This window comes from Nocardia pseudobrasiliensis NBRC 108224 (assembly GCF_001613105.1).
GTDB classification, from domain to species: domain Bacteria; phylum Actinomycetota; class Actinomycetes; order Mycobacteriales; family Mycobacteriaceae; genus Nocardia; species Nocardia pseudobrasiliensis.
Map to the genome: position 1 here is coordinate 71,680 of NZ_BDBS01000001.1, position 25,076 is coordinate 96,755.

General features: G+C 68.1%; 24 protein-coding genes and 1 pseudogene. 12 read left to right on the forward strand and 13 right to left on the reverse strand.

Features of this window, described 5'->3' with window-relative positions; genetic code table 11:
- Window positions 1-243: 243 nt before the first annotated feature.
- From NP4_RS00315 to NP4_RS00335, 5 genes are all read left to right on the forward strand, one after another.
- Complete coding sequence (locus NP4_RS00315; protein WP_245996867.1) at window positions 244-2,703, forward strand: AAA family ATPase; 2,460 nt, start codon at window positions 244-246, stop codon at window positions 2,701-2,703.
- Window positions 2,688-3,080 carry a hypothetical protein gene (locus NP4_RS00320; RefSeq protein WP_067990068.1) on the forward strand — a complete coding sequence of 131 codons (393 nt, stop codon included), beginning with the start codon at window positions 2,688-2,690 and terminating at the stop codon, window positions 3,078-3,080. Before NP4_RS00315 ends, NP4_RS00320 begins: the two co-directional genes overlap by 16 nt.
- Window positions 3,081-3,401: 321 nt before the next feature.
- Entirely contained in the window at window positions 3,402-3,800 is a 399-nt protein-coding gene (locus NP4_RS00325) for a YchJ family protein (protein WP_067990071.1), read from the forward strand.
- Between the two features lie 147 nt (window positions 3,801-3,947).
- Window positions 3,948-4,220, forward strand: a complete 273-nt coding sequence (locus NP4_RS00330; RefSeq protein ID WP_082875388.1) for an Rdx family protein — start codon at window positions 3,948-3,950, stop codon at window positions 4,218-4,220.
- A 72-nt stretch (window positions 4,221-4,292) separates the two neighbouring features.
- Entirely contained in the window at window positions 4,293-5,867 is a 1,575-nt protein-coding gene (locus NP4_RS00335) for a carboxylesterase/lipase family protein (protein WP_082875389.1), read from the forward strand.
- Between the two features lie 3 nt (window positions 5,868-5,870).
- Here the strand turns inward: NP4_RS00335 and NP4_RS00340 are convergent, their stop codons facing one another.
- The 3 genes from NP4_RS00340 to NP4_RS00350 all read right to left on the reverse strand — a co-directional run bounded on the left by NP4_RS00340 (window position 5,871) and on the right by NP4_RS00350 (window position 9,487).
- Entirely contained in the window at window positions 5,871-7,118 is a 1,248-nt protein-coding gene (locus tag NP4_RS00340) for a cytochrome P450 (protein ID WP_425464069.1), read from the reverse strand.
- Window positions 7,119-7,253: 135 nt separating this feature from the next.
- A complete protein-coding gene (locus tag NP4_RS00345; protein ID WP_067990080.1) occupies window positions 7,254-7,964 on the reverse strand; it encodes a TIGR03089 family protein in 711 nt (236 codons plus the stop codon).
- Window positions 7,952-9,487, reverse strand: a complete 1,536-nt coding sequence (locus tag NP4_RS00350; protein WP_373863796.1) for an LCP family protein — start codon at window positions 9,485-9,487, stop codon at window positions 7,952-7,954. The genes NP4_RS00345 and NP4_RS00350 overlap by 13 nt, the downstream gene beginning before the upstream one ends.
- Window positions 9,488-9,619: 132 nt before the next feature.
- On the opposite strand from NP4_RS00350, the gene rfbD reads away from it, so the two are divergent.
- From rfbD to manB, 3 genes are read left to right on the forward strand one after another with little or no spacing between them, the layout of a single operon-like run.
- Window positions 9,620-10,477: a dTDP-4-dehydrorhamnose reductase gene (gene rfbD / locus NP4_RS00355; protein WP_211335705.1), complete on the forward strand. Its 858-nt coding sequence runs from the start codon at window positions 9,620-9,622 to the stop codon at window positions 10,475-10,477.
- An 11-nt stretch (window positions 10,478-10,488) separates the two neighbouring features.
- Window positions 10,489-11,379, forward strand: a complete 891-nt coding sequence (locus tag NP4_RS00360) for a glycosyltransferase family 2 protein (RefSeq protein WP_245996868.1) — start codon at window positions 10,489-10,491, stop codon at window positions 11,377-11,379.
- A gap of 50 nt (window positions 11,380-11,429) precedes the next feature.
- Window positions 11,430-12,524 carry a mannose-1-phosphate guanylyltransferase gene (gene manB, locus NP4_RS00365; RefSeq protein ID WP_067990083.1) on the forward strand — a complete coding sequence of 365 codons (1,095 nt, stop codon included), beginning with the start codon at window positions 11,430-11,432 and terminating at the stop codon, window positions 12,522-12,524.
- On the opposite strand, the gene NP4_RS42270 is transcribed toward manB, so the two are convergent.
- Both NP4_RS42270 and NP4_RS42275 read right to left on the reverse strand, forming a co-directional pair.
- Window positions 12,525-13,256 carry an MMPL family transporter gene (locus NP4_RS42270; protein WP_307596064.1) on the reverse strand — a complete coding sequence of 244 codons (732 nt, stop codon included), beginning with the start codon at window positions 13,254-13,256 and terminating at the stop codon, window positions 12,525-12,527.
- Window positions 13,257-13,301: 45 nt separating this feature from the next.
- A pseudogene (locus NP4_RS42275) lies at window positions 13,302-13,813 on the reverse strand (MMPL family transporter); the annotation flags it as partial.
- Between the two features lie 165 nt (window positions 13,814-13,978).
- Between NP4_RS42275 and NP4_RS00380 the strand changes: the two are divergent.
- Window positions 13,979-14,605 carry a Uma2 family endonuclease gene (locus NP4_RS00380; RefSeq protein WP_211335707.1) on the forward strand — a complete coding sequence of 209 codons (627 nt, stop codon included), beginning with the start codon at window positions 13,979-13,981 and terminating at the stop codon, window positions 14,603-14,605.
- Here NP4_RS00380 and NP4_RS00385 read toward each other — a convergent pair.
- The gene (locus NP4_RS00385; protein ID WP_067990091.1) at window positions 14,593-15,030 is read right to left on the reverse strand and encodes a DUF4267 domain-containing protein; all 438 of its coding nucleotides are present in this window, start codon (window positions 15,028-15,030) and stop codon (window positions 14,593-14,595) included. The two genes, NP4_RS00380 and NP4_RS00385, sit on opposite strands and share 13 nt — an antisense overlap.
- Window positions 15,031-15,119: 89 nt before the next feature.
- Here NP4_RS00385 and NP4_RS00390 point away from each other — a divergent pair, with 89 nt between their 5' ends.
- On the forward strand, window positions 15,120-15,692 hold the full coding sequence (locus NP4_RS00390) for a TetR/AcrR family transcriptional regulator (RefSeq protein ID WP_067990093.1): 573 nt from the start codon (window positions 15,120-15,122) through the stop codon (window positions 15,690-15,692).
- Between the two features lie 130 nt (window positions 15,693-15,822).
- Here the strand turns inward: NP4_RS00390 and NP4_RS00395 are convergent, their stop codons facing one another.
- Entirely contained in the window at window positions 15,823-16,899 is a 1,077-nt protein-coding gene (locus tag NP4_RS00395; protein ID WP_067990097.1) for a CSLREA domain-containing protein, read from the reverse strand.
- Window positions 16,900-17,102: 203 nt separating this feature from the next.
- Here NP4_RS00395 and NP4_RS00400 point away from each other — a divergent pair, with 203 nt between their 5' ends.
- Window positions 17,103-18,563, forward strand: coding sequence for a phytoene desaturase family protein (locus NP4_RS00400; RefSeq protein ID WP_067990529.1), 1,461 nt, complete (start codon window positions 17,103-17,105; stop codon window positions 18,561-18,563).
- Here the strand turns inward: NP4_RS00400 and NP4_RS00405 are convergent.
- The 5 genes from NP4_RS00405 to NP4_RS00425 form a co-directional block, all read right to left on the reverse strand.
- The gene (locus NP4_RS00405; protein WP_067990100.1) at window positions 18,544-19,479 is read right to left on the reverse strand and encodes a cation diffusion facilitator family transporter; all 936 of its coding nucleotides are present in this window, start codon (window positions 19,477-19,479) and stop codon (window positions 18,544-18,546) included. The two genes, NP4_RS00400 and NP4_RS00405, sit on opposite strands and share 20 nt — an antisense overlap.
- An 80-nt stretch (window positions 19,480-19,559) precedes the next feature.
- Window positions 19,560-20,795 carry a mannose-6-phosphate isomerase, class I gene (gene manA / locus NP4_RS00410; RefSeq protein WP_067990103.1) on the reverse strand — a complete coding sequence of 412 codons (1,236 nt, stop codon included), beginning with the start codon at window positions 20,793-20,795 and terminating at the stop codon, window positions 19,560-19,562.
- Window positions 20,795-22,003, reverse strand: a complete 1,209-nt coding sequence (locus tag NP4_RS00415; RefSeq protein ID WP_067990107.1) for a tobH protein — start codon at window positions 22,001-22,003, stop codon at window positions 20,795-20,797. The genes manA and NP4_RS00415 overlap by 1 nt, the downstream gene beginning before the upstream one ends.
- 73 nt (window positions 22,004-22,076) lie before the next feature.
- Window positions 22,077-23,453 carry a phosphomannomutase/phosphoglucomutase gene (locus tag NP4_RS00420; protein WP_067990109.1) on the reverse strand — a complete coding sequence of 459 codons (1,377 nt, stop codon included), beginning with the start codon at window positions 23,451-23,453 and terminating at the stop codon, window positions 22,077-22,079.
- A 132-nt stretch (window positions 23,454-23,585) separates the two neighbouring features.
- A complete protein-coding gene (locus NP4_RS00425) occupies window positions 23,586-23,975 on the reverse strand; it encodes a DUF3499 domain-containing protein (protein WP_082875393.1) in 390 nt (129 codons plus the stop codon).
- 137 nt (window positions 23,976-24,112) lie between these two features.
- On the opposite strand from NP4_RS00425, the gene NP4_RS00430 reads away from it, so the two are divergent.
- A complete protein-coding gene (locus tag NP4_RS00430) occupies window positions 24,113-24,589 on the forward strand; it encodes a metallopeptidase family protein (protein WP_211335708.1) in 477 nt (158 codons plus the stop codon).
- A 60-nt stretch (window positions 24,590-24,649) separates the two neighbouring features.
- On the opposite strand, the gene NP4_RS00435 is transcribed toward NP4_RS00430, so the two are convergent.
- A complete protein-coding gene (locus tag NP4_RS00435; protein ID WP_030515006.1) occupies window positions 24,650-24,883 on the reverse strand; it encodes a WhiB family transcriptional regulator in 234 nt (77 codons plus the stop codon).
- Window positions 24,884-25,076 lie beyond the last annotated feature (193 nt).

Sequence of the window (25,076 nt, forward strand, 5' to 3'; positions counted from 1 at the left end):
ATTCTCGAGCACTGTTGCTTCCGAGAACGAACTCTGACATCCTGACCTGTTCGGTTGATCCGAGCCACCCGATGGGTGAACACCGTGGAACTGCCCGGGCCGGGACGGCCGAGGGGTGGACATCGGGCGGATCAACCGTAACGATGGCCATTACGTCCCGCCCCGGGCCGGTTCGTCCGGAACCACTGGCGTAGGCGCGAATTCGGCCGAGATCCGGTAGCGTTCGGCACGGCGTCGAGTGCGGTGACGACTCGATGTGAGGTGATCGAACGCGAGGAGTGGTGGCAGTTGGGGGATGCGCCGGATGATGGCGTACCGCGCCTGGCCGAACTGGTATCCCGCCGGCTGGACGCGGATCCGTCGATCACACCCGAGGTCGCCCACACCGTCCTGGAGGCGCTCGGCGCCGATCCGGACCTGCGCTCCGGCCCCGGCCACAGCGGAATCTTCGTCAGTTCCATCCGGGTTCGCGGTTTCCGCGGCATCGGTCCCCAGGCGACCCTGCGATTGAATCCCGGCCCGGGGCTCACCCTGGTCGTGGGCCGCAACGGCTCCGGCAAATCCAGTTTCGCCGAGGCCGCCGAGCTGACGCTCACCGGCGTCAACCGTCGCTGGGAGGGTCGCTCCTCGGTATGGCGGGAGGGTTGGCGAAATCTACACGAGGGCAGCGTCTCCCGAATCGATCTGGAACTGACCACCGCGGGATCCGATGCGCCGCTGACCATCACGCGCGAGTGGCCGGAGCAGGCGGATCTGTCCGGCGGCAGCTGGACCCAGTGCCGGAAGGGGCAGCGGCCCACCGAATTCCGCGCGGAGGACTGGTCGCGCGAGCTGGAGCTGTATCGCCCGTTCCTGTCCTACAGCGAGCTCGGCGCGCTGGTCGACGGGCGGCCGAGCGATCTGTTCGACGCGCTGCACCAACTGCTCGGCCTCGACGATCTCACCGCCGCCCAGGACCGCACCCGCGCGCGTCGACTCGAATTGGAGCGCGCGGCCAAGGCGTGCCGCGACGAACGCAATGCCCTGCTGACCGCGCTGGCCACCGTCGCCGACGACCGCGCCGCGCGTGTCTCCGAACTGCTGCGCGCCCCCGAACCGGATCTGCCCGCGATCGGCCGCGAATTGGCCGGGGCCCGGCACGATCCGACCGGTGCGGCGGCACTCGAGGCGATCCTGCGGCTGCGTCTGCCCGAACCGGCCGAGGTCGACGCCGCGGCCGATCGGATCGTCCGGTGCGCGGCGGAGTTGGCCGCGCATGCGACCGGCGATATGGAAGCAGAACTGCGCGTACTGGATCTGCTCAGCCGTGCCCGCGATCACGTCGACGCGAGCGGGAACTGTCCGTGCCCGGTATGCGGACGCGGCGGCCTCGACACGCAGTGGCGGCGCGAGACCGACGCTCAGATCGTGCGCCTGACCGAACGCGCCGCCGCGCTCACCGCCGCCCGAATCGCCCTGGAACGGGCCGTGGATCGCGCCCGTTCGCTCGTCGCGGCATTGCCGCCCGAATTGGACCCACCCGCCCCGCCGGTGCCCAATGTCGATACCGGCCCGGCGCGGCGCACCTGGTCGGCGTGGTCGGCGCTGGCCGAAGCCGACTATCAGCCCGAACTGCCCACTCATCTGCGCACCGCGCACGCCGACGCGGTACGCGGTCTGGAGACGCTGCGCCGTTCGGCGCGTAAGGAATTGGATCGCCTGGACGCGGTATGGACGCCGCTGGTGCCGCGCATCGCCGCCTGGTTGCGCGACGCCACCGCGGCGGCCGCCGCCGAACCGGAGCTGCGCACCGTACGCCGCGCCGAAGATTGGCTGAAATCCGCCGCGGCGGGTCTGCGCGAACAGCGAATGGCCCCGCTGGCCGATCACGCCCGGCGGATCTGGCGCGGACTGCGCCAGCAGAGCAATGTCGATCTCGGTGCGATTCGATTGCAGGGCAATGCCGGAGCCAGCCGCAAGGTGCTGCTCGATGTCACCGTCGACGACACCGGCGGCACCGCGCTGGGGGTGATGAGCCAGGGCGAGCTGCACGCGCTGGGTCTGGCGCTGTTCCTGCCGCGCGCGACGGTATCCGACAGCCCGTTCGGCTTCGTCATGATCGACGATCCGGTGCAGGCCATGGATCCCGCCAAGGTGGACGGGTTGGCCCGGGTGCTGGCGGCCGCGGCGCGCAGCGGGCGGCAGGTGGTCGTATTCACCCACGACGAGCGGCTCGCCGAGGCCGTGCGGCGACTGCGCCTCGACGCGACCGTGCTGGACGTGCAGCGGCGTGAGCGGTCCACCGTCGAGATCCGCGTCGCCGAGGATCCGGTGCGCCGCTATCTCAGTGATGCCAACGCACTCTTGCGAACTCGGCAACTGCCCCGGCCCATCGCCGCCGAACTGGTCATCACCTGCTGCCGCTCGGCGGTCGAGGCGGCCGCGCTGGCCAAGTCCCGGCGCGCCCTGCTCGCCGACGGTATGGACCATCGGGAGGTGCAGCGCCGCGTCGACGCCGCGCGAACCACCTGGGAGAAGGTATCGCTGGCGGTGCTCGGCGAACCGGATCGGGTCGACGATCTGAACGCGCTGCTGGATCGCGAGGCGCCCTGGGCGCGCGCGGTATTGCGCGACGCCGCCGCGGGCGCGCATATCCGCATCGATCGCGATCTCGGCCAATTGATTTCGGAGACAAGAAAACTGGTCAAGTGGCTGAACCCCTGACCCCGACTGTGGCCGAGCGGCTCGCCGCGGCCGACGAGCTGTTGCGCGGCACGGTCACCGATGCGGGCGGACTGTGGTCGCGGGCGACGGTGTGGCTGTTGCGCATCGCGATCGAGCAGGCCATCGATCAGCTGTGGTGGCAGGTGGCCCCACCGCTGGCCCGCTGCAGTATGCGGGCGCAGCTGCTGGCGCTGGAACCGTATACGGGCCCGTCGACGGCCGCGCGGATCGCGGCGCTGTGGGCGACGCTGTCGCGGGCGGGGCACCATCACGACTACGAGTTGCCGCCTGCGCTGATCGAGTTGCGCGGCTGGTACGACGAAACCGTCCGGCTGATCGACGAATTGGCCATAACGCAGACCGCTCGGTCGGAATAATCACCGTTGTCCGGCTTTTCGTGTCGGCTCGGTCGAATTCCGGTATCGAGAAGGGGAATTCGCTGAACTGCGCGGGCGTCAGGCAGTAGCCTGCCTGCTGCTGCGCGGTTTGCGGCGTGTATGCGGTCGAACACTCTCTCGTACCCGTCTCGCTGAAGGAGCTGCATCATGGAATTGCTCGACGGCCTCAACTCCGGATCATCGCTGCTGTCGAATACGACCTCCGCTCTGATCAACCTGCTGACGCTCATGCGGATGCTCGGTTCGTGAGCCGGAGCTCGGGCGGTCCGCCGGGCCGCCCGAAGCCGGGACAATCGACTCATGGCCCAACCTGTGGAGACCGATCCGTGCCCGTGTCGCAGCGGCGAGCGGTTCGGCGCGTGCTGTGCGCCCCGGCTGGACGGCAGCAGTCCCGCGCCGACCGCCGAGACCCTGATGCGGTCGCGGTTCACCGCCTTCGCCGTCGGCGATACCGAATATTTGCTGCGAACCTGGCATCCTCGGACGCGACCGCATCGACTGGAGCTGGACCTGCAGCAGCGCTGGATGTTCCTGGAGATCCTGGACACCGAGCGCGGCGGTCCCTTCGACGAGGTCGGGCAGGTCGAGTTCCGGGCGCACTACCGCCTCCCGAAAAGCCGGGGCACGCTGCACGAACGCAGTCGATTCACGCGCATCGACAGGCAGTGGTTGTATATCGATGGCGATATCGAATCGTGACGTCGACGGTGAGGCTGGTCACAAGGCTTGCGGGCGGTAATTTACGATTCTACGGTTCCAGACAGAAGTAACGCCGGATGGATGCGAGGAATTTGCTGCAAACAGTTTTCGCGCATGGTATCGACGCGGCGACGTAGTCTGCGCGCCATGCCACGAGTCGCAATCGAGTACTGCACCCAATGCCGCTGGCTGCTGCGAGCGGGTTGGATGGCCCAGGAGCTACTGAGTACCTTCGCCACCGATCTGACGGAGGTCGCGCTGGTTCCGGGCAGCGGCGGAGTATTCCGCGTCACGATTGACGGCCATCAGATCTGGGAACGCAAAGCCGACGGCGGATTCCCCGAAATCGCGGTACTCAAGCAACGGGTGCGCGATCACATCGATCCCGACCGGGACCTCGGTCATATCGATCGCGGATGATGCGGCGCAGATGCAGCCTTCGGACATGATCGCGGACGTACTCTCGTTACAGGGAGTACGAGGAGGTGCGAGATGAGCACGCAGTTCTACGAGGCGGCCCCCGGCGTGGAGACGGCCGAGCCGGCCCCCGTCGCGCGGACCACCGCCGGTGATGTGCGCGGGCTGCGCGTGGGAACGGTCAATGTCTGGCGCAGCATTCCCTACGCCGCCGCACCGGCCGGACCGCGGCGCTTCTCGCCCCCGCAGCCCGTGGCGTCCTGGACGGGCGCGCGGGACTGCGTCGAATTCGGGGAGATCGCACCGCAGGCCATGGGGGCCATGGTGCCCGTGGACTCCGGTTTGCGGATGGGGGAGGACTGCCTGTGGGTGAATGTGTGGGCCCCGGCCCGCACCGCCGACGAACCCCGCCCGGTCATGGTCTGGCTGCATGGTGGCGCGTACTGCCTCGGTACGGCCGCGCAGGGCATCTACGACGGCCGCAAACTCGTGGAAACCGGCGATGTGGTGGTGGTCGGGGTCAACTATCGCCTGGGCGCGCTCGGCTTCCTCGATCTGTCCTCGCTCGGCTCCGATTTCGTGCCCAATCTCGGCCTGCACGATCAGATCGCCGCCCTGGAATGGGTGCGCGACAATGTCGCCGCCTTCGGCGGTGATCCCGGCAATGTCACCGTCTTCGGCGAATCCTCCGGCGCGGGCTGTGTGACCGCACTGCTGACCTCGCCGCGCGCGGCCGGACTGTTCCATCGTGCGATCGCCCAGAGCCCGCCCGCCACAACGGTTTTCGGGCCCGAGCGGGCCGCCGGAGTGGCGCGGCGCTTCCTGGACCTGGTGGATCTGCCGCCGGAGCGGGTGCGGGAATTGCTGGAATGTCCGATCGAACGGATCGTCGACGCCGCGGGCATCCTGCTCGACGAGGTGCCGCTGCAGTCGCCGGGCCGCCTGGCGGCCGCGCCGGTGGTCGACGGCGATCTGCTGCCCACCTATCCCGCCGACCGATTCCAGCAGGGGCGCTCACATCGAGTGCCGCTGCTGATCGGTACCAATCGCGACGAGGCGTCGCTGTTTCGGCTGTTCCGCTCGCCGATCATGCCGGTGACCCCGGACGCGGTCAACGCCATGCTCAGCGCGATCGCCGCCGAACATCCGAATGTCTCACCCGAGCGCATCGCCGAGATCACCTCGGCCTATCCCGATCTGGACAAGGCGCGCGGCGCGCTGGCGATGTCGACCGACGCCGCGTTCCGGATGCCCGCGCACTGGGTGGCCGACGCGCACTCCCGGCATACGCGCACCTGGATGTACCGATTCGACCAGGCCACGCCGATGCTGAAGGCGGCCCGCGTCGGCGCGGGTCACGCCACCGAATTACCGTATGTCTTCGGCAATTTCGGCACCATCAACCATGATCCGACCTTCTGGCTCGGTGGTCGCAAGGCCGCGATGGAGGTGTCGGGCCGGATGATGCGTCGCTGGCTGGCCTTCGCCGAACACGGCGTGCCCGCGGCCCTGGACGGTTCGAAACACTGGCCGCCCTACCGCGAATCGACCCGTACCACCCTGGTCATCGACGCGGTCGACCGCGTACTCGACGACCCGGACCATGACCTACACGCGGCCTGGGGCGATCGGGTCGTCGGCTTCAGCTGACCCTCATACCGCGGTGGTCTGCTCGGCGCGATGGCCGAGCAACACCGGAATGGTGCTGTAACCGCGCAGGGTGAGCAGTCGGCGGCGCTCGGGCCGGGCGGCCAATTGCAGATCCGGGAAGTGGTCGAACAGCATGCGCAGCGCGTAGCTGCCCTCCATTCGGGCCAGGCTCGCGCCCAGGCAGATGTGGATGCCCGAGGAGAAGCTCAGATGGTCCTTGGCGTTCTCGCGCGTGATGTCGAACCGGTTCGGATCCTCGAAGACGTTCGGATCGCGATTGGTTCCGGCCAGTGAGATCACCACGGAGTTGCCCTTGCGCACGGTGACGCCCGCGATCTCGATATCCTCCTCGATCGGATAGCGGGCGGTGGTGTGCACCGGCGGATCGAAGCGCAGGATCTCCTCGATCGCATTGGGCCACAGGTCTGGATCCTCGCGCAGCTGGGCGAGTTGCTCGGGATGCGACAGCAGCTGGACCACGCCGTTGCCGATGAGGTTCACCGTGGTCTCGAAGCCCGCGCCCATGAGCAGGCTCGCCGAGGCCTTCAGCTCGCGGTCGTCGAGTTCGCCCGCGACCACCAGGCTGGACAGGATGTCCTCGCCCGGTTCCCGCCGCAGCCGCGCGATGTGCTGGTCGAGGTAGCCGTTCATGAAATCCATGGACCGCATGGCCTCGCGATAGGGCCGCCACGGCAGTCCGACATCCAGCAGCGGGCTGCCGGCGTCGCCCCAGTCCAGAAACATCTGCCGGTCGCGGTCGGGGAAGCCGAGCATTTCGGAGATGATCGCGATCGGCACCTGGGAGGCGTAGGTGGACACCAGATCCGCCGAACCGCCCGACGGCAGGGCCTTGATCAATTCGTCGGTGACGGTCTCGATGCGATCGCGCAACCTGCCGATCGCGCGCGGGGTGAACGCCGAGGCCACCGGGCGGCGCATGCGGGTGTGATCGGGCGGATTGATCACCAGCATCGAGGGCGGTTCGACGGGGTTGGGCGGCACCGGATGTCGGTCGACCAGCCGGCGCAGCGGACGCGGGAAGTTCAGGCCCTGGACGGCGTAGACGCCCCAGCGGTTGTCGCGCAAGATGGTTCGGCACACCTCATGGTCGGTCGACGCCCAGCCGATGGGTGAGGGCGTCAAACGTCCCTGTGCGCGCAGCTTTTCGATCAGGGGATACGGATCGTGGTAGCCGTCCGGCCCGACCATCAACCGCGCCAGCGTATCTCCGCGTCGGGCGAACAGTTTCATCGCGTATCGTGCCGCACCCTGTACGGACAACCAGCGCAACCAATAGTGTGGCGTCATTGCCGACCCCGTTCGTTGTTCGGTCCTGATCCCACCGTACGGAAATGTGCAATGAACTGAAACGTTCCGATCCCGATCTTACCCGCGGGTCACGCGCTCGGTCTCGATTCGATGATCCCGCCGAGCGGGATCCGGATTGGCGACCTGCACCAGGGAGGCGCCCGCGGCGTACACGGCCAGCAGGCCGTCGACGAGTTCGGTTGCGGTATCCCACTTCGCGCTCGACAGTACCCGATCCTCGGCGGTGAAGCCTTGGCGTGCAGCGGATTCGCGCGCCGCGTCGAGTACCTCGGCCACCGATCGGCCGTCCAGCGCCGCACCGGCCCCGTCGGGACGGAACTGATCCCCGTGTGCGCGTACCGAAGTCGCGTAATCGGTGATGCCGACCGGCAGATCGCGCACGGGCGCGCCCATCGGATCCAGGGACAGCGCGGCCACCTCCGCGATATCGGCGACCTCGTCGACACGGTCCGCGGTCACCAGCGCCAATTCGGCCTCGTCGTCGGGGCGCGGCACCACTTCGGTTCCGGCCCACCAGCATCCCAGCAGCACCGCCGCGGTCTGCCAGTGCGCGGGCAGCAGCACCGCCACCCGGCCGCCCGGGGCGAGACCGAATTCGTCGCGAATCATATTGGCGGTCTTGGCCGCCCAGTTCGCCAGCGTCACCGCCGACAGTTCGACGCGCGCGCCGGTGGCATCGTCGTAGAAGGTGATGCGCGGACCGGCCGGATCGCGGGCCAGGATGGGGTCGAGCAGCGCCGCGGTGACGGTCTGGTTCAGTTCACGCATTTGGGTCCGTTCCGGCCGGCGTCGATGGGTGGCGCGGGCGGCACGGGTGTCGCCGTACTCGCCGCCGAGGTCCCGGACAGGTCGAACAGGTTGCCCGCCGCCGAGCCCGGACCAGAATAGTCGCCCGCCAGCACGACTCGGACCGCACCCGGCGGCAGCCCCGACTCGGCCGATACGGTCAGTCCGCCGAGCGCCTTGGCGACGGCCTCGGCCTTGGGATCCGACGCGCTGCCCGCGATCACCCGGCTTGCCGGGACCGCGCCGCCGATCCAGTTGTCGACGGTTCCCGTGCGGAAACCCTTGCCCGCCAACGCCTGTGCCACCTGCCCGGCCAGACCCGAGGTGCCGCTGGCGTTGTAGACATCGACCGTCACCGACGACGGCTCCACCGTCCCCGGATCCGACGGCTTCTCGTCGACCATCGCGGCCACATAGGACTTCACCGCCTGGGGATCGACCTTGACCACCGATTCGCCCGCCGCGGTGGTGCCGTTGATATCGGCGACCGGAATCGTCTCGAACTTCACCTCACCGGCCGTCAGATCCTGTAGCTGCTGCAGGAATTTCAGCACATCCCAGTCGTCGTCGAGCACGATCGTGCGGCCGACCGCCTCGCTGAGCTGACTCAGTCGGCCCGGATTGGCAAGGATTTTCGCGCTCAGCGCCTCGTGCACCAGGGAGGCCATGAAGACCTGCTGGCGCACGATCCGGTCCAGATCGCCGCGCGGAAGATCGTGGCGCTGGCGCACGAAACTTAACGCCTGCGGACCCGCGAGCCGCTGTTCACCGGCGGGGAAGTCCGCACCCGAGAGCGGTTCGCTGACCGGATTGTTCAGGCAGACGTCCACCCCGCCGACAGCGTCGGTGAGCAGGACGAAACCCAGCAGGCTGACCTCGGCGTAATGGTCGACGGTGATGCCGGTGAGGTTGCCGACGGATTTGATCAGAGCCTGACGACCGGCCTGGGTGGAGCGGCGTTCCAGCTCGGCCTCGGACAGGCCCTGATTCTCGAGTTTCCGGCGTTCCTTGTCCTTGGTCACGCCGTAGGCCGAATTGATCTTTCCCTTACCCATTCCCGGGATGTCGACATAGGAGTCGCGCGGGATCGAGATGGCCGTGGCCGAGCGGCCGTCGTTGGGTACGCGCATCAGCACGATGGTGTCGGTATTGGTGCCGACCTCGTCACCGGCGTGCAGCATGGCCCGCTCGGCCTTCGACAGCGGATTGCCGTGGGCGTCGGTGCGGCTGTCGATGCCGACCATGAGGATGTCGGTCGCGCCGTCGCTACCTCCGCCCAGGCCCAGATTGCCGATGCGCTGAATGCCGGAGATGAGCCCGTCGATGCTGTGCCAGCCGAAGCCGGTGAGGATGAAAACCAGGACCGCGGCGATCGCGGCGATGAGACGCCCGGAGCGGTTCACCGGAGGTTTGCCGTATGCGGGCCGCTGCCGAGGTCCGCCGCGCAGCGGGGTGTCGGCGCTGCGCGAGCGCGGCAGCGTCGATCCACCTCTGCTCTGCGTCACGTTCCTCGTCCTTTCGGCCCCACCCGGTAACCCCATGTTGCCTGTCTACCACCCCCCGATGAGGAGGCTAACGAATGCGAGGGCGTGCATGGTTCAAGCGAGGCCCCGGCGCGGCGTGCCAGACTTGGGCGCGTGAATTCCTCGTTCGACGCGCGATTGATCGTCACCGGTGCGGGTGGGCAGCTCGGCCGGGCCGTCTGCGCCCGAGCGCCCCACGCGCTCGCACTGCATCGCGATGATCTGGACATCACCGATCCGGAGGCGGTCCGCGCGGTGCTGCGGCCCGGTGACGTGGTGCTCAACTGTGCGGCCTACGCGGCGGTCGACGCGGCCGAATCCGACGAGGCCGGGGCCTTCGCGGTCAACGAGACGGGTCCGGCCGTCCTGGCGGCGGCCTGTGACACGTTGGGCGCCAAGCTGATTCATGTATCGACCGATTACGTCTTCGACGGTGCGGGCGCGCGGCCCTACGAGACCGACGATCCGACCGGGCCGACCAGCGTCTACGGGCGGTCCAAACTCGCCGGGGAACAGGCCGCGCTGAAATTCGAGCGAACCGCTCATATCGTGCGTACCGCCTGGCTCTATACCGGTGATCACGGCGATTTCGTCGCCACCATGCGGCGGTTGGAGCGCGAGCGCGAGACGGTGTCGGTGGTCGACGACCAGATCGGCTCGCCGACCTTCGCCGTCGACCTCGCCGGGGGACTGCTGGAACTGGCCGCGCGGGTGCGCGAGCCGATGCCGCGAATTCTGCACGCCACCAATGCCGGTCAGGCGACCTGGTTCGAATTGGCGCGCGCGGTATTCGAGGGAATCGGGGCGGATCCGGCGCGCGTGCGGCCCTGTACCAGCGCCGAATTTCCGAGTCCCGTACGGAGACCGGCGTATTCGGTGCTGTCGGATCGCGCCTGGGTCGAGGCGGGGCTTACGCCGCTGCGGGATTGGCGTCTCGCCCTCGGGGACGCACTGGCACGGATATCCGGTTAGGCTGGGCCCCCGTGAACGCGGATTCCGTCGCCAAACCCACCCTGGTCGTGGTCACCGTGACCTACTCACCCGGTGAACACCTCGAGCATTTCATCAGCACGCTGGCCAGTGCGACCTCTGAAAAGCCGCAGGTCATCCTCGCCGACAACGGTTCGACCGACGGCACGCCGGAACTGGCGGCCGAGGCGAACGAACATGTGCGACTGCTACGCACCGGGGGCAATATCGGCTACGGCGGCGCGATCAATCGCGCGGTCGCCGAGATCGATCCGGATATCGAATTCGTCGTCCTCGCCAATCCGGACATCCGCTGGGGCACCGACTCCATCGATCGGTTGCTGGAGGCCGCGCGACGCTGGCCGCGGGCCGGGGCGCTCGGCCCGCTCGTTCTCGAACCGGACGGCAGCGTCTATCCGTCCGCGCGCCGGGTGCCCGGGCTGCTCGACGGCGCAGGGCACGCCCTGCTCGGTACCATCTGGCCCGCCAATCCGTGGACCCGTCGGTACCGGCAGGAGAACGAGGAGATCTCCGAGCGCACGGTGGGCTGGCTGTCCGGCTCATGTCTGCTGGTGCGCCGGGCCGCCTTCGATTCGATCGAGGGCTTCGACTCGCGTTACTTCATGTACATGGAAGATGTCGACTTCGGTGACCGCATGGGCCGCGCGGGCTGGCACAATGTATTCGTACCGTCGGCCGAGGTCACGCACGCCAAGGGGCATGCGGCCGGGCGCAACCCCGAGGCCATGCTGCCCGCCCATCACGCCTCCGCGTATCGTTTCCAGGCCGATCGGCATCCGCACTGGTGGCAGGCGCCGTTGCGGCTCGCGCTGCGGGCCGGACTTGCGATCCGCTGCAGGCTTGCGGTTCGATCTGCCCTGCGTGAGCGTGCCGCGCAGGGATAACCCGCAGGCGTGCGGACGAGAATGGGACCGAACCTGAACAGGGGAGACTGATGGCGGACACTTCGGCTGCGGCCGGCACCGCGACCGATGCCGTGATCCTGGTGGGCGGCCAGGGCACCCGGCTGCGTCCGCTGACGCTGTCGGCGCCCAAACCCATGCTGCCGGTGGCCGGTCTGCCGTTCCTGCACCACCTGCTGGCCCGCATCGCCGATGCCGGGATCAACCATGTGGTGCTCGGGACCTCGTTCAAGGCCGAGGTCTTCGAGGAGCATTTCGGCGACGGCGCGGATCTGGGCCTCGAGCTCGAATACGTGACCGAGGTCGACCCGCTGGGCACCGGCGGCGCGATCCGTAATGTGCTGCCGAAGCTGCGCGCCGACACCGTGATGGTGTTCAACGGCGATGTGCTGGGCGGCACCGATCTCGGCGCGGTGCTCGACACCCACGTGTCCACCAATGCCGATGTGACCCTGCATCTGGTGCGGGTGAGCGATCCGCGGGCATTCGGTTGTGTGCCCACCGACGAGAACGGCCGCGTCACGGCATTTCTGGAGAAGACCCAGGATCCGCCGACCGATCAGATCAACGCCGGTTGCTATGTGTTCCGGCGCGAGTACATCGAGAAGATCCCGAGCGGGCGGCCGGTGTCGGTCGAGCGCGAGGTGTTCCCCGCGCTGCTGACCGAGGGCGCGCACATTCAGGGCCATGTGGACACTTCCTACTGGCGTGATATGGGCACTCCCGAGGATTACGTGCGTGGTTCGGCGGATCTGGTGCGCGGTATCGCGCCCTCGCCCGCGCTGCCGGGTCAGCGCGGGGAGTCGCTGGTGCACGCCGGTGCGGGCGTCGCGCCCGGGGCGCTGCTGATCGGCGGTACGGTGGTCGGCCGCGGTGCGGAGGTCGGCGCGGGCGCGCGGTTGGACGGGGCGATTCTGTTCGACGGCGCGCGCGTGGAAGCCGGTGCCACGGTGGAACGTTCGATCATCGGCTTCGGTGCGCGCATCGGTCCGCGGGCGCTGGTCCGCGACGCCGTGATCGGCGACGGGGCCAATGTCGGGGCCCGCTGCGAACTGCTGCGCGGTGCGCGGGTGTGGCCCGGGGTGGACATTCCCGACGGCGGTATCCGCTTCTCCACCGACGTGTGATCAGCGAATCCTGCTGCCGGGCCACCAGTTCCATCGCCCCATCGGTTTCATGAAGGCGGGAATCAGCAACAGCCGGGCCAGGGCGGTGTCGATCGCGATGGCGATGGCGAGCGCGAAGCCGGCCTGCTTCAGCTCGATGACGCTGGCGGTCAGCAGACTGGCGAAGATGACGACCATGATGGCCACGGCCGCGGTGATGGGCCGGGCGGTGTGCTCGACGCCCGCGGCGACCGCACTCTCGTTGACTGGGTCTCTGTCCCACTCCTCCTTCACCCGGCCCAGCAGGAATATCTCGTAGTCCATTGACAATCCGAACAGGACCGCGTTCGGGGAATCGGCTGCCCGCGAACGGATATCGCGCACCAGATCGGCCGCGGCCGTGGAATCCACCGGATTCGCGGGGATCGCCAGCCACAGCGCCCGGCCGTCGGAAGTGAGGGGTACGACGGTGGAGATGCGCTGATCAGAGGTGAGAAATCGGCCGAAATCGGTTGTGGCCGAGCGGCTTTCGGGGCCGAGCGAGGTATTGGACGGTCCCGTCGCGATGATCTGGATCGGGGACAGCAGTCCGGGGCTGAAATCGCGGGCGAGGATCGAATTGGCGGTGCCCGAGGGGGTGTCGCGCATTTGCGTCGTCGCCATGTTCAGCCCGTATCGAATGCCGAACAGCGGTAGCGCCGCGATCACCAGCACGGCCGTTCCCGCCAGGCCGTAGACGATCGGGCGGCGCATCACCGCATAGGCCCAGCGCGACCAGCGCCCGGGCCCGGTGGTCCCGACGGAATCGGCGGGCCGCAGGCGGCGCGGCAGCGCACCGGCATTGATGCGCGGACCGAGTACGCCCAGTACCGCGGGAAGCAGGGTCAGGGCGACCAGCAGCACCGACAGCACCGTGGCCGAGATACCGATCGCGATCTCCCGGAAGATCGGCGAATTGATCACCAGCAGCGAGGACCGCGTGATCACCACGATCACGCCGGAAATCGTGATCACCCGTCCGGTCGAGCGCAGGGTCCGCCCAACCGCCGCCGCGATATCCGCCCGGGATGGAGCCTCGTCGCCGAGGCGGGCCAGTTCCTCGCGGAAGCGGCTGACGATGAAGAGTCGATGCCGACACCGAGTCCGAAGGCCGTGGCGATGGTGACGACCACGGAGCCGAAACTCATCACCTCGTTCAGTCCCGCCAATACGCCCAGTGCGGTGATCAGTCCGGCGCCCGCGACGATCAGCGGCACGATCGCGGACATGAACGCGCCCAGCGCCAACAGCAGAATGATCAGCGAGATCATCGGCCACGATCGTTCGAGTGGAAGACATGGAAGCGACCTGACTGATAGTCACTGTCAGCTATCGGCAGCCCGTGCCCGCCGCGTTCCCCCACACAGCACGACTCCAGGGGTCACAGTCTGGTGCAATACTGGTCGAGTCCGAGCCGGTTCGCGAAAGGGGGATGCATGACCGCCGACCCTCTCACGGAGATGGGGCCACCCCGTCTGCCGTCGTGGCTGACACCGCCACCCGAGGGCTACTTTGCCGAGGATCTCGATCGTTTGCCTGATCTGCCGCGACATACACAGTTGATCGACGGGGGGCTTGTCTTCGTGAGTCCGCAGGCGAAGTTCCATATGCGGGTGATCTCCTTTCTCGAGCGAACTTTGAGTCGTCAGGCACCGGAATCCCTCGAGGTATGCAGAGAGATGACTGTGACGCTGGGGCCGCGTCAGCGGCCCGAGCCGGATCTGCTGGTGGCCTCGGCCGACGCCGACACCGGTCTCGATCAGACGACTTTCCAGCCGCAAGATGTCGTTCTCGTGATCGAAGTGATGTCCCTCGACTCGGTGATACGCGACCGCGAGCGCAAACCTCAGCTGTACGCCCAAGCCGGGATACCGCACATGTGGCGGATCGAGAATGTGGACGATCGCGCGGTTGCGTATATATACGAGCTTGACCCCGCGCTGAAGACATACGCGCTCAGTGGGATTCACCATGACAGGCTGAAGCTCAGCGTGCCGTTCGAGATCGATATTGATCTGACAGCGGCTGTTCGGCGCAAGGCCGAGGCAGATCAGAACGACTGAGCCGCCGAGATCGGCGTCTTGTTCGGGCTCGGTGAGCGCAGGGTCGCCTGTTCGCGTACGAGTAGCGCGCCGGTGAGGACCACCAATGCCGCGGTGAGGCCGTGGATGCCGAAGGCGGCGGCGTGGGAGCCGTGGTAGCTCAGCACGGTGATCATGTCGCCGATCGGGACGAGTGCGGTGGCGAACATTGCTATGCCCAGGGCGAAGCGCTGGCGGGCGAGCAGTAGGGCCAGGGTCAGGACGGCGAATCCGGTGTCGCGGACGCCCTTCAGATTTCCGAATGCCATGGCCTGTCCGTGTGGCCATTCCGGCAAGCCGAAGCCGTTCGCCATGGACTCCGGCGCGATCAGGTAGCCGAGGCCGATGTAGAGGATGAAGGCGACGCCGAGGAGGACGAGGGCGGTGTTGATGCGGGTCAAGGACATTGGCGTGCTCCAAATTCTAGCGATGCTAAGTTGTAGAGCGAAGATAACCTATCGGCTGCGCTGTTGTCTAGCGATGCTAGGGTTTTGATGTGAGCACTCAGACCCGACGTGAGCGCCAACGCGCCGAGCGACATCAATTGATCATCGACACCGCCCGTGAGATCGCCGAGAACCAGGGCTGGGAGATGGTGACCGTGCGGCGGCTGGCCGATGCCATCGAGTACAGCCAGCCGGTGCTCTACAGCCATTTCGCGGGTAAGGACGCGATCGTGGCCGCGGTCGCCGAACAGGGCTGTGCGGAAATGGCCGAATTGTCGCGGCGGCTGCGCAATGCGGCGAGTACGCCCGAGGAGGCGCTGACGGCGGTCGCGCGCGGATATCTCGAATTCGCCCGGAACAGTCCGGCGCTCTATGACGCCATGTTCGTGCAGAAGGTGGATCTGAAGTTCGGTCCCGACGCGCCGCAGGCGCTGCGCGACGCCTTCGCTGAACTGGCGGCGGTCTTCGCCCCCTTCGCGGGTGACAACGATGTGGAGACCTTCACCGAGGTCGCCTGGAGTTCATTGCACGGGCTGGCCACGCTCGATCACGACGAGCGGTTGCGGCCCGACTTTCGCCGCCAGCGGCTGGACATTCTGGTCCGGCAGTGGACGCATCGCTAACCGGTCGAACCGCTCGACGATCCCGAGACGAGCATCGACATCACCCAGGTGAACGCGTGGCCGAGTACGGTCATCCAGTCGCCCACGTTGAACGAGCCCATGGCGCAATCCTTTCCGTCGCCGTCCGACCTCAGGGGCCGACCCGGTCGCCCGCCGCGGTGAGGTCGCAGGAGGCGTCGTCGCTGGTATTGCCGCCGGTGGAGGTGATGTCGGCGAATACCTTCTTGCAGTTGCGCTCGCCGAGGCCGGAGGTGTTGGCGGCGATCGTGCTGCCGCGCAGGATCAGATGTCCCATACCGGGATTCACCGCGTCGGTGAGTTGATACGGCAGCGTGTCCAGATAGGCCGGGGCGATATTGATCCCGCCGCCGCCGTCGGTCGCGCTGTTGCGCACGACCTGCGAGTCGATGAGCACCACCAGCCCGACGCCGCGGATGTCGAGTCCGCCGCCGCGCCCGGCGAATCCGCCCGGCCGATACCAGCGGCCCGGATTGGTGACGCGATTGTCGCTGATGATCGTTCGGGTGAAGGTGCAGGTGTTGTCGCAGCGCACCCCGCCCGCCTCGCCGCCGGCATTGCCGGAGATCAGCGAATCGGTGACCTTCATATCGGCGACCGGGATGTTGAAAATGCCGCCGCCGTAGTCGGCCGCGTTGCCGGTGACGGTGACGTGATCCAGGGAAAGCCTGCCGGAGTTGGCGATTCCGCCGCCGCCGGTGTCGTAGAGCGGGATCTCGCGCTGGCTGGCGTTGCCGCCGGTGACGGTGAGGCCGGACAGGGCGACATCGGCCGTGGTGAGCAGGACGCGGTCGAGATGATTGCCGTCGATGATCGTCTCGTCCCGGCCCGCGCCGAGGATCGTGGTGTCGGAGGTGATGTCGAGATCGCCGGTGGTCGGATCGATCAGGGGGCCGTTGATATTCAACGGGTTCGGCGGAATCGTGAGCCGATAATGGCCGGGCGGCAGCACGATCGTCGTACCCGGGCGGGCATCGGCCACCTGGACGGCCGCGCGCAGTGTGCATTCGCCGAGTCGGGTGCGGCACCGACCGTCGAACGGGTTGGCGGCCGGGGCATCCGCGGTCGTGGTGACGGTGACGGTGCCCGAGGATTGCGCCGATCCGGTGTCGGCGGCGGCCGGGGCTGCGAATACCGCGGTGAGAAGCGTTGCGACGCCGCATAGTTCGGCATATCGGCGAGCGGTCATGACCGAACTCCCTGGTGGACAGGCGCATTCGCATCGTTGTGATGGCGATCACAAAAAGGATGCGGGTAAGCGGCCGGTGACGCCATGGTCGGTTTGCCGAATTTCGGCGGGGCCGGTTGGTCGGATGCCTCGTGCCATCCGGGGTGCGGGAGGTCGTGCGGGCCCCACCGACGCGCCGTCGCGCCGCGCATACAGTGGTGACCATGGTGGATGTGGTGGTGGTCGGGGCCGGGCCCAACGGGCTTGCCGCGGCGGTGATCCTGGCCCGGGCCGGGCTGGCGGTCGAGGTGTACGAGGCGGGGGAGACCATCGGCGGCGGCTGCCGGACCGCCGAGCTGACGCTGCCGGGATATCACCACGACGTCTGCGCCGGGGCGCATCCGATGGCGGTGGCGTCGCCGTTCTTCCGGGCCTTCGATCTGGCCGCGCACGGGGTGGAGATGCTCGCGCCGGAGGTGTCCTACGCCCATCCGCTGGACGGGGGTGTGGCGGGGCTCGCGTGGCGGGATCTGGACCGTACGGTCGCCGGGCTCGGTCGCGACGGGGCGGCGTGGCGGCGGCTGTTCGAGCCGCTGATGCGGCGTTGGGCGGAGGTGGTGGCCCTGACCATGTCGGATCTGCGGCCGCCGCCGCTGAATGTCGGGGCCGGGGTGCGCTACGGGCGGCGGGTGCTGGAACAGATTTCGCCGCTGTGGAATCTGCGTTTCCGCGAGGACGCGGCCCCGGCCCTGTTCACCGGGGTGAGCGCGCATGCCATCATGCCGCCGCGGGCCTTCGCCTCGGCCGGGGTGGCGCTGCTGCTCGGCACGCTCGCCCACGTGGACGGTTGGGTGATTCCGCGCGGCGGTAGTCAGGCCGTCGTCGACGCTCTGGCCGCCGATCTGCTCGCGCACGGCGGCCGGATCGTCACCGGCCACCGCGTCGGCTCATTCGACGAATTCCGCGACGTCCGAACAATTCTGCTCGACACCGCACCGGCCGAACTGCTGCGTATCGCCGGTGACCGGCTGCCCGCCCGCTACGCGCGTCGCCTCGAACGATTCCGCTACGGCGGCGCGGCCTGCAAGGTCGATTTCGCCCTGTCGGGCCCGGTGCCCTGGCGCGCCGAGGGTTGTGACCGCGCGGGCACCCTGCACCTGATCGGCACCCGCGCCGAAGCCGTCGCCGCCGAAAAAGCCGTCGCCGCGGGCGAACACGCCGAGCGCCCCTACGTCCTGGCCATCCAGCCGGGCACGGTCGACCCGTCCCGGGCCCCCGCGGGCGCCCACACCCTCTACACCTACGCCCACGTCCCCAACGGATCCCCCCGCGACATCAGCGCCGAAATCATCACCCAGATCGAACGTTTCGCCCCCGGCTTCCGCGACCTGGTCCTCGCCACCCACGTCCGCACCGCCGCCGACCTCCCCACCTACAACCCCAACTACATCGGCGGCGACATCTCCGCGGGCGCCATGACCACCCTCCAGATCCCCTTCCGCCCGGCTCCGCGCTGGAACCCCTACGCCACCCCCCTCCCCGGCGTCTATCTCTGTTCCTCTTCCACCCCACCCGGCCCCGGCGTGCACGGCATGTCCGGCCTACACGCCGCCCGCCACGCCCTGCGCGACCGCTTCGGGATCACCACCGATCCATTGGCCCTGCTCAGCGATTCGACTCGGTAGTCGCGCCGCTGCGGTAGAGGTCGGGTTCGATGTACATGAGTTTGGCGGTGGGGACGGCGGTGCGGACTCGGGATTCGGCGTCGTCGATGGCCTGGGCTATGTCGGTGATCTCGAGGCCGGGGACGATGGACACCTTGGCGGCTATCAGGAGTTCTTCGGGGCCGAGGTATTCGGTGCGCAGGTGGATCACGCGGTCGATGCGGGCGCCGTCCACGAGGTTCTCGCGAATCTTGCGGGTTTGATCGGGGGTGGCGCCCTCGCCGATGAGCAGGCTTTTCATCTCGACGATCAACACGATCGCGATCGCGCCGAGCAGTGCGCCGATGCACAGGGTGCCGATGCCGTCCCAGATCGGGTCGCCGGTGAACATGGTGAGCAGGACCGCGGCCAGGGCGAAGATCAGGCCGATCAGGGCGCCGGTGTCCTCGAGCAGGACCACCGGCAGTTCCGGATTGCGGGAGTTGCGGATGAACCGCCACCAGCTCAGATTGCCGCGCAGCGGGGCTGATTCGCGCATGGCGGTGATGAAGCTGAAGCCTTCCAGGCCGACCGCGAGCACCAGGATCACGATGGCCACGATGGGTGAGGTCAGTTCCTCGGGATGCTGAATCTTGTGGATGCCCTCGTAGAGGGAGAACATCGCGCCGAGGCTGAACAGCACCAGCGCCACCACGAACGAATAGAAATACCGATTGCGGCCGTAGCCGAACTGATGCTTCTCGTCGGCCTCCTGTTCGGCGCGGTTCTGCCCGAGTAGCAGCAGTCCCTGATTACCCGTGTCGGCCACCGAGTGCACACCCTCGGCCAGCATCGATGCCGAACCCGTAATCGCCGCGCCGACGAATTTCGCGATCGCGATGCCCAGATTCGCGCTCAGCGCCGCGAGAATCGCCTTCTTACCGCCACCGGCAGACATGATGCAGCCCTGACCCTTTCGTCATCGCGGCCCGGCGCCCGCGGCCGTGTCCGATTCGCCGGATAATCTACCCGTGCCTACTACCGACCACTGACACAGGCGCAGAACAACTGTGCCGCATCGTCCGCCGCCTGCGCGCGCACGATGCCGTCGGCCGCCGAGATCCACGCCGCACTACCCGGCGTGATCCGCAATTCCCCGGCCCCCTGTCGCAACCGCGCGGTCCCGGCCGTGCAGAGAACGATGCCCGGCCCGCCGTCGAGTACCTGTACCGGTTCCGCGCCCGCGGTCAGTTCGTAGCGGCGAAGCTGGAATTCCGCGGCGGGGGTGTGATACGCGAAGGCGCCGTCGGCGATGCGCTCGGGCTCCACGACCGGCAGATCCAGCGGTTCGAAATCCAGTACGCGCAACAATTCCGGCACGTCCACATGTTTGGGCGTCAACCCGCCGCGCAGCACATTATCGGAATTGGCCATGATCTCCACGCCGATTCCGCGCAGATAGGCGTGCAGATTACCGGCGTCCAGGAACAGCCCCTGCCCGGGTTCGAGGGTGATCCGATTCAGCAGCAGCGCCGCGAGGACGCCCGCGTCGCCGGGATATCCCTCGGCCAGCTCCAGCGTGGTGCGCGCCTCGGCGACGAATTCCTTTGTCGTCGCCGCCGATTCGTCGTCGGACTGCTTGAGATAACGCACGCAGCCGTCGAGCACCTTGGGCAGCAGCGTGGACAGCATCGCCTGCGGCAGCGTGATCCAGGTGGTGAACAGCGTGCGCAGCCCGTCCGAATCCGGTTGGGCGGCGAGCAGTTCGGCGTAGGGGAGCAGCTCCGGTACGCCCAGCGCACGCAGCAGCGCGACGGTGCGGCGCGGATCGCGGAAACCGGCCAGCGCCTCGAAACGCTCCAGCGCCACCACCAGCTCGGGTTTGTGGTTCTCGTCGCGATAGTTGCGCATCGGCGAGTCCAGCGGCACCCGCGTGTGATTCTCCCGCTGATATCCGGCGCGGGCCTGTTCGGCGCTCGGATGCGCCTGTAGCGACAGCGGCTCCTCGGCGGCGAGGATCTTCAGCAGGAACGGCAGCCGGTCGCCGAAAGCCGGTGCGACCGGACCGAGTTCATGTTTCGGATCGGCGGCCACCACATCGAGTAGCGAGGCGGTGCGGCCGTCGACGCGAATGTGGGCCGGATCGGCGGGATGGGCGCCGAACCACAGTTCGGCCTCCGGATGCGCGGACGGGACCGGCCGGCCGCACAACTGAGCCAGCGCGGTGCGCGAACCCCAGGCATAGGAACGCAACGCACCTACGAGTTCGTGCACTAGTAGGGTCCCCCGTCGTACTGGGTGGGACGGTCGTCGGCGGTGGGACGACTGCCGAGCAGCCGTAGATACGCCGTCGCCATTTCGAGTCGCAGAATGAGCACGGCGAGCTGCTCGATCATCCCGCCGCGGCCGGGCGGCTCCGAAACCGGTTCCGCCAGCAGGGCTTCCGCGGCCCGCGGTACCGCGGCCTCGGTGATCGCCGGTTCGATGTCGGCGCTGACCAGATCGGCGTCGACCAATCCGGCGCTCCCGCCGAACACCGCCAGCCGCCGATGCGCGGCGACCTGATCGGGATCGGCGCTGACGACGAACACCCGTACCCGCTCCACCGGCGCCGGGCCGTCGAGCTGCTCGTCGTGGAACAGCGGATCGTAGCCGGGCGCGGTCACGCCCGCGGCCTCGCTCATTCGGGTATTGGCGGCCACGGCGTCGGCCAGGCTCGTGGCCGCGGCGATCTGCCCGGTGGCCTGTAACAGCACCTCGCAGGTGTGCGCGGCCACCTCGGTCGCGGCGGGGGAGTCGCCCGCCAGCACGATGCGGCGCTCCTGCATGCGCGCGGCCAACGTCTTGGCCGGATTGTGGAAGACCTCGTTGGCCGGGCTGTCGCGCATGGCCTCGGCGTCGAGCGCATCGGCGAGCGCGTCCAGATCCGGTACCAGCGGCCCGCTCCGGGCCGGATCGATCGCGCGCAGTACCGCGACGCCGACCGCCAGATAGCGCAGCAGCCGATTGTGATCGAGCACCCGGATCCGCGGCGGCAGCATCGCGGCCCGTCCGGCCGCTGCCGCGCGCAGCGGTCCCTCGTCGGGGGCGGCGACGACCACCTCGGCGCCGCGGCGCAGCGCCCGGTCCACCGCACCGATCAGGCGGGGATCGCCGGCGTCGTCACCGGCGACGAGCACCACGTCCAGCGGGCCCACCCACTGCGGGATCTCGGTGACCGGGACGATCGGCAGTCCGGCGCGATCGCCGAGCGCGGCGACCAGCAGCGCGGCCGCGCGCGCGGCGCGGCCGGAGCCGGAGACCAGCACGAGGCTGCGGGGGCGAAGGTCGGTCAGCCGACCGAGGGCGTCCTCGCCGATCGCGGCGGCGGTCGCGCGCACCTGGGCGCCGCCGGAGGCGGCCGAGCGCAACGTTCCGCCGGAATCGGCGGCCTCCAGCGAGGCGACGTCATCGAGGTCGAGTACCGGTGTCCCTGCGATCATCGGGCGTTGCCACCTCCCCTCAATCGGGTCACCAGGTCGGGCGAATCCGAGCTCTGTGATTCCACTATTCCAGTCAGCCGCGGACGATGCTCAGGATCTCGGTCACGAGTGCGTCTACATCCTCCTGCGATCGGGCCTCGACGTTGAGGCGCAGCAGCGGTTCGGTATTCGACGCGCGCAGGTTGAACCACGCGTCGTCGGGCAGCTGTACCGTGACCCCGTCCAGCCGATCCACCGATTTGGACCTACCCTCGAATGCCGCGAGTACCGCCATCGTTCGCTCCTTCGCGTCCGCCACTGTGGAATTGATCTCCCCCGAGGCGGCGTATGTTGCATACGAAGCCGCCAATTCGGACATGGGGCGGTCCTTTTCGCCGAGGGCGGCCAGTACGTGCAGCGCGGCGAGCATGCCGGAGTCGGCGCCCCAGAAGTCGCGGAAGTAGTAGTGCGCGGAATGTTCGCCGCCGAAGATGGCGCCGGTGGCGGCCATCTGCTGCTTGATGAACGAATGTCCCACGCGGGTGCGCACCGGCGTGCCGCCCAGTTCGGTCACCAGTTCCGGCACCGCGCGGGAGGTGATCAGATTGTGAATGACGGTGGCGCCCGGCTCTTTGGCCAGTTCGCGCTCGGCCACGAGGGCGGTGACGGTCGACGGCGACACCGGCTCGCCCCGCTCGTCCACCACGAAGCAGCGGTCGGCGTCGCCGTCGAAGGCCAGGCCGATATCGGCCCCGGTCTCGCGCACGAACTTCTGCAGATCCACGAGATTCTTCGGATCCAGCGGATTGGCCTCGTGGTTGGGGAACGAGCCGTCCAGCTCGAAGAACAGCGGTGCGACGGTCAGCTGCGCGACCTGGCCCAGTACGGCGGGCACGGTGTAGCCGCCCATGCCGTTGCCCGCGTCCACCGCGACCCGCAGCGACCGGATACCGCTCAAATCGACCAAACCGCGCAGGAATTCGGCATAGGCGTCGAGCAGATCCCGATCGCTCTCCGCGCCGCGCGGGCCGTCGAAGGCGGGCACGCCCGCGATCAACTCCTCGGTGATGGTGGCCAGGCCGGTGTCCTGGCCGACCGGCAGCGCCTTGGCCCGGCACAGCTTGATGCCGTTGTAGCGGGCCGGGTTGTGGCTGGCGGTGAACATCGCGCCCGGGCAGGACAGATGTCCGGAGGCGAAGTAGAGCTCGTCGGTGGAGGCCAGGCCGATCTGCACCACGTCGAGCCCCTGACCGAGGACGCCGTCGGCGAAGGCCGCGGCCAAACCCGGTGAGGAGTCGCGCATATCGTGCCCGACGACCACCTGCGCCGCGCCCTCGTCGCGCATCAGCCGCGCGAACGAAGCGCCCACGTCCCGAACGAAATCCGCGTCGATCTGTTCCCCGACGACACCGCGTACGTCGTAAGCCTTGACCACTGCGTGTACGGACTCGGCAGATCGCGCGCTCGTCATGACAACCACCCTAGTAGGGCTCCCTCGGACAGTTCCGCTGTGTCCCCCACAATTCACGCCCCACGTGAAGGCTCACCTGAAGTCACACAGCGGAGGGACCGTACGGCCAGCAACGCGGAGAGGCGGAACGGCTCAGCTCGGGGGATCGGGGAGGACGCGGAGATGGCCGCGGCGGCCGGTTCGGCCGGTTCTCGTCGGGCGGGCCTGGGCGGGCGGTACGTCGGAATAGCCGCGTTGTTCGGGTTCCGGTGTGCGGCGGCGCATTCCGGCCTCGCGGACGGCCTCGGCCAGGGCGGTCAGATCGTCGTCGTCCGGGGTGCTGGAGGAGAAGCCGCCCTCATAGCGGACCATATCCCAGCCCTTCGGGGCGGTGATCCGGGAGGCGTGGGTTTCGCACAGATCCCAGGAGTGCGGTTCGGCGACGGTGGCGAGGGGGCCGACGACGGCCGTCGAATCGGAATACACATAGGTGAGCGTCGCGACGGCCGGATTTTTGCAACCTGGACGGCAGCAACGACGCATGGGTATCACGCCAAGGAGAGTAACCCTCCACCCGGCGGTTCGCTGTGAGACACGCAGGATGGGATGCCGATCACTGCGTGGAAAACGTTGCCGGGTGGTGTCGAACGCGTGCCCGGACGGGGTATTAGGTTTAGTCCATGACCCGTTCACGGAAACGACCGCCGACCGCGCGGTCGGTGCTACGTCGTGGGCGTGGGGTGCGCGGACCCATGCTGCCTCCGACCGTGCCCGCCTGGCGCACCCGGGGCCAGCAGTTCGACCGGTTGGTGCTTGAGGCCTTCGCGCCCCTGGACAACCGTTGGCACGACCGGCTCACGAAATTGGATATCGCCGTCGACGACGTGCCGAAAATCCGTCCGCTGCATCCGGATTCGGTCACGTGGCCGGATGAGGTGGTAGCAGACGGCCCGGTGCCGCTGTCACGCCTGATTCCGGCCGGTGTCGACCGGTACGGCGCCGCGACCCGGGCCCGCGTCGTACTGTTCCGCCGGCCGATCGAGCGGCGCGCGCCCGAACCGGACGATACGGTCGATCTGCTCCGGGAGGTGCTCGTCCAGCAGATCGCCACCTATCTGGGCGTCGATCCGGACGTCATCGATCCCGAAGAGGAATGACCTCGGGGGAACCATCGGTGAAAAACAGCGGGAGCCTGGGGATTGTCCCCGGGCTCCCGGCTAGCTGATGCCTCGCTTCAGGCGGCGGCGCTCCCTTTCGGATAGCCCGCCCCAGATGCCGAAGCGTTCGTCATGTGCCAGAGCGTATTCCAGGCATTCGTCACGAACCTCGCAGCCCATACAGATCCGCTTGGCCTCGCGGGTCGAGCCGCCCTTCTCGGGGAAGAACGCCTCGGGATCGGTCTGGGCGCACAGCGCCCGTTCCTGCCACTGCTCCTCGATGGTGTCGAACATGGCATCGAAATCGGTGACGATCAGGCTCAGCCGTGGCGGTTCCGGTTTGCGCTGCGCCCGGGCCCACTGTCCTCCCTGCTGAGTCGGGCTCCCCGAGCCCGCCCCGGTCACCGACGGACCCCCCTCCATTAGCTCACTCTCAGCACAGACGCCAGGTGCTGCGCCTGCTGTGGAATCGGTTTGCGATACACCG

Coding starts and splice junctions, on each gene's coding strand:
- NP4_RS00395 (WP_067990097.1), bottom strand. CDS start 16,899: ATGACCGCTCGCCGATATGCCGAACTATGCGGCGTCGCAACGCTTCTC.
- NP4_RS00430 (WP_211335708.1), top strand. CDS start 24,113: ATGACCCGTTCACGGAAACGACCGCCGACCGCGCGGTCGGTGCTACGT.
- NP4_RS00330 (WP_082875388.1), top strand. CDS start 3,948: ATGCCACGAGTCGCAATCGAGTACTGCACCCAATGCCGCTGGCTGCTG.
- NP4_RS00400 (WP_067990529.1), top strand. CDS start 17,103: ATGGTGGATGTGGTGGTGGTCGGGGCCGGGCCCAACGGGCTTGCCGCG.
- NP4_RS00420 (WP_067990109.1), bottom strand. CDS start 23,453: ATGACGAGCGCGCGATCTGCCGAGTCCGTACACGCAGTGGTCAAGGCT.
- NP4_RS00380 (WP_211335707.1), top strand. CDS start 13,979: ATGACCGCCGACCCTCTCACGGAGATGGGGCCACCCCGTCTGCCGTCG.
- NP4_RS00425 (WP_082875393.1), bottom strand. CDS start 23,975: ATGCGTCGTTGCTGCCGTCCAGGTTGCAAAAATCCGGCCGTCGCGACG.
- NP4_RS00405 (WP_067990100.1), bottom strand. CDS start 19,479: ATGTCTGCCGGTGGCGGTAAGAAGGCGATTCTCGCGGCGCTGAGCGCG.
- NP4_RS00385 (WP_067990091.1), bottom strand. CDS start 15,030: ATGTCCTTGACCCGCATCAACACCGCCCTCGTCCTCCTCGGCGTCGCC.
- NP4_RS00325 (WP_067990071.1), top strand. CDS start 3,402: ATGGCCCAACCTGTGGAGACCGATCCGTGCCCGTGTCGCAGCGGCGAG.
- NP4_RS00340 (WP_425464069.1), bottom strand. CDS start 7,118: ATGAAACTGTTCGCCCGACGCGGAGATACGCTGGCGCGGTTGATGGTC.
- NP4_RS42270 (WP_307596064.1), bottom strand. CDS start 13,256: ATGCGCCGCCCGATCGTCTACGGCCTGGCGGGAACGGCCGTGCTGGTG.
- manB (WP_067990083.1), top strand. CDS start 11,430: ATGGCGGACACTTCGGCTGCGGCCGGCACCGCGACCGATGCCGTGATC.
- NP4_RS00345 (WP_067990080.1), bottom strand. CDS start 7,964: ATGCGTGAACTGAACCAGACCGTCACCGCGGCGCTGCTCGACCCCATC.
- NP4_RS00335 (WP_082875389.1), top strand. CDS start 4,293: ATGAGCACGCAGTTCTACGAGGCGGCCCCCGGCGTGGAGACGGCCGAG.
- NP4_RS00415 (WP_067990107.1), bottom strand. CDS start 22,003: ATGATCGCAGGGACACCGGTACTCGACCTCGATGACGTCGCCTCGCTG.
- NP4_RS00435 (WP_030515006.1), bottom strand. CDS start 24,883: ATGTTCGACACCATCGAGGAGCAGTGGCAGGAACGGGCGCTGTGCGCC.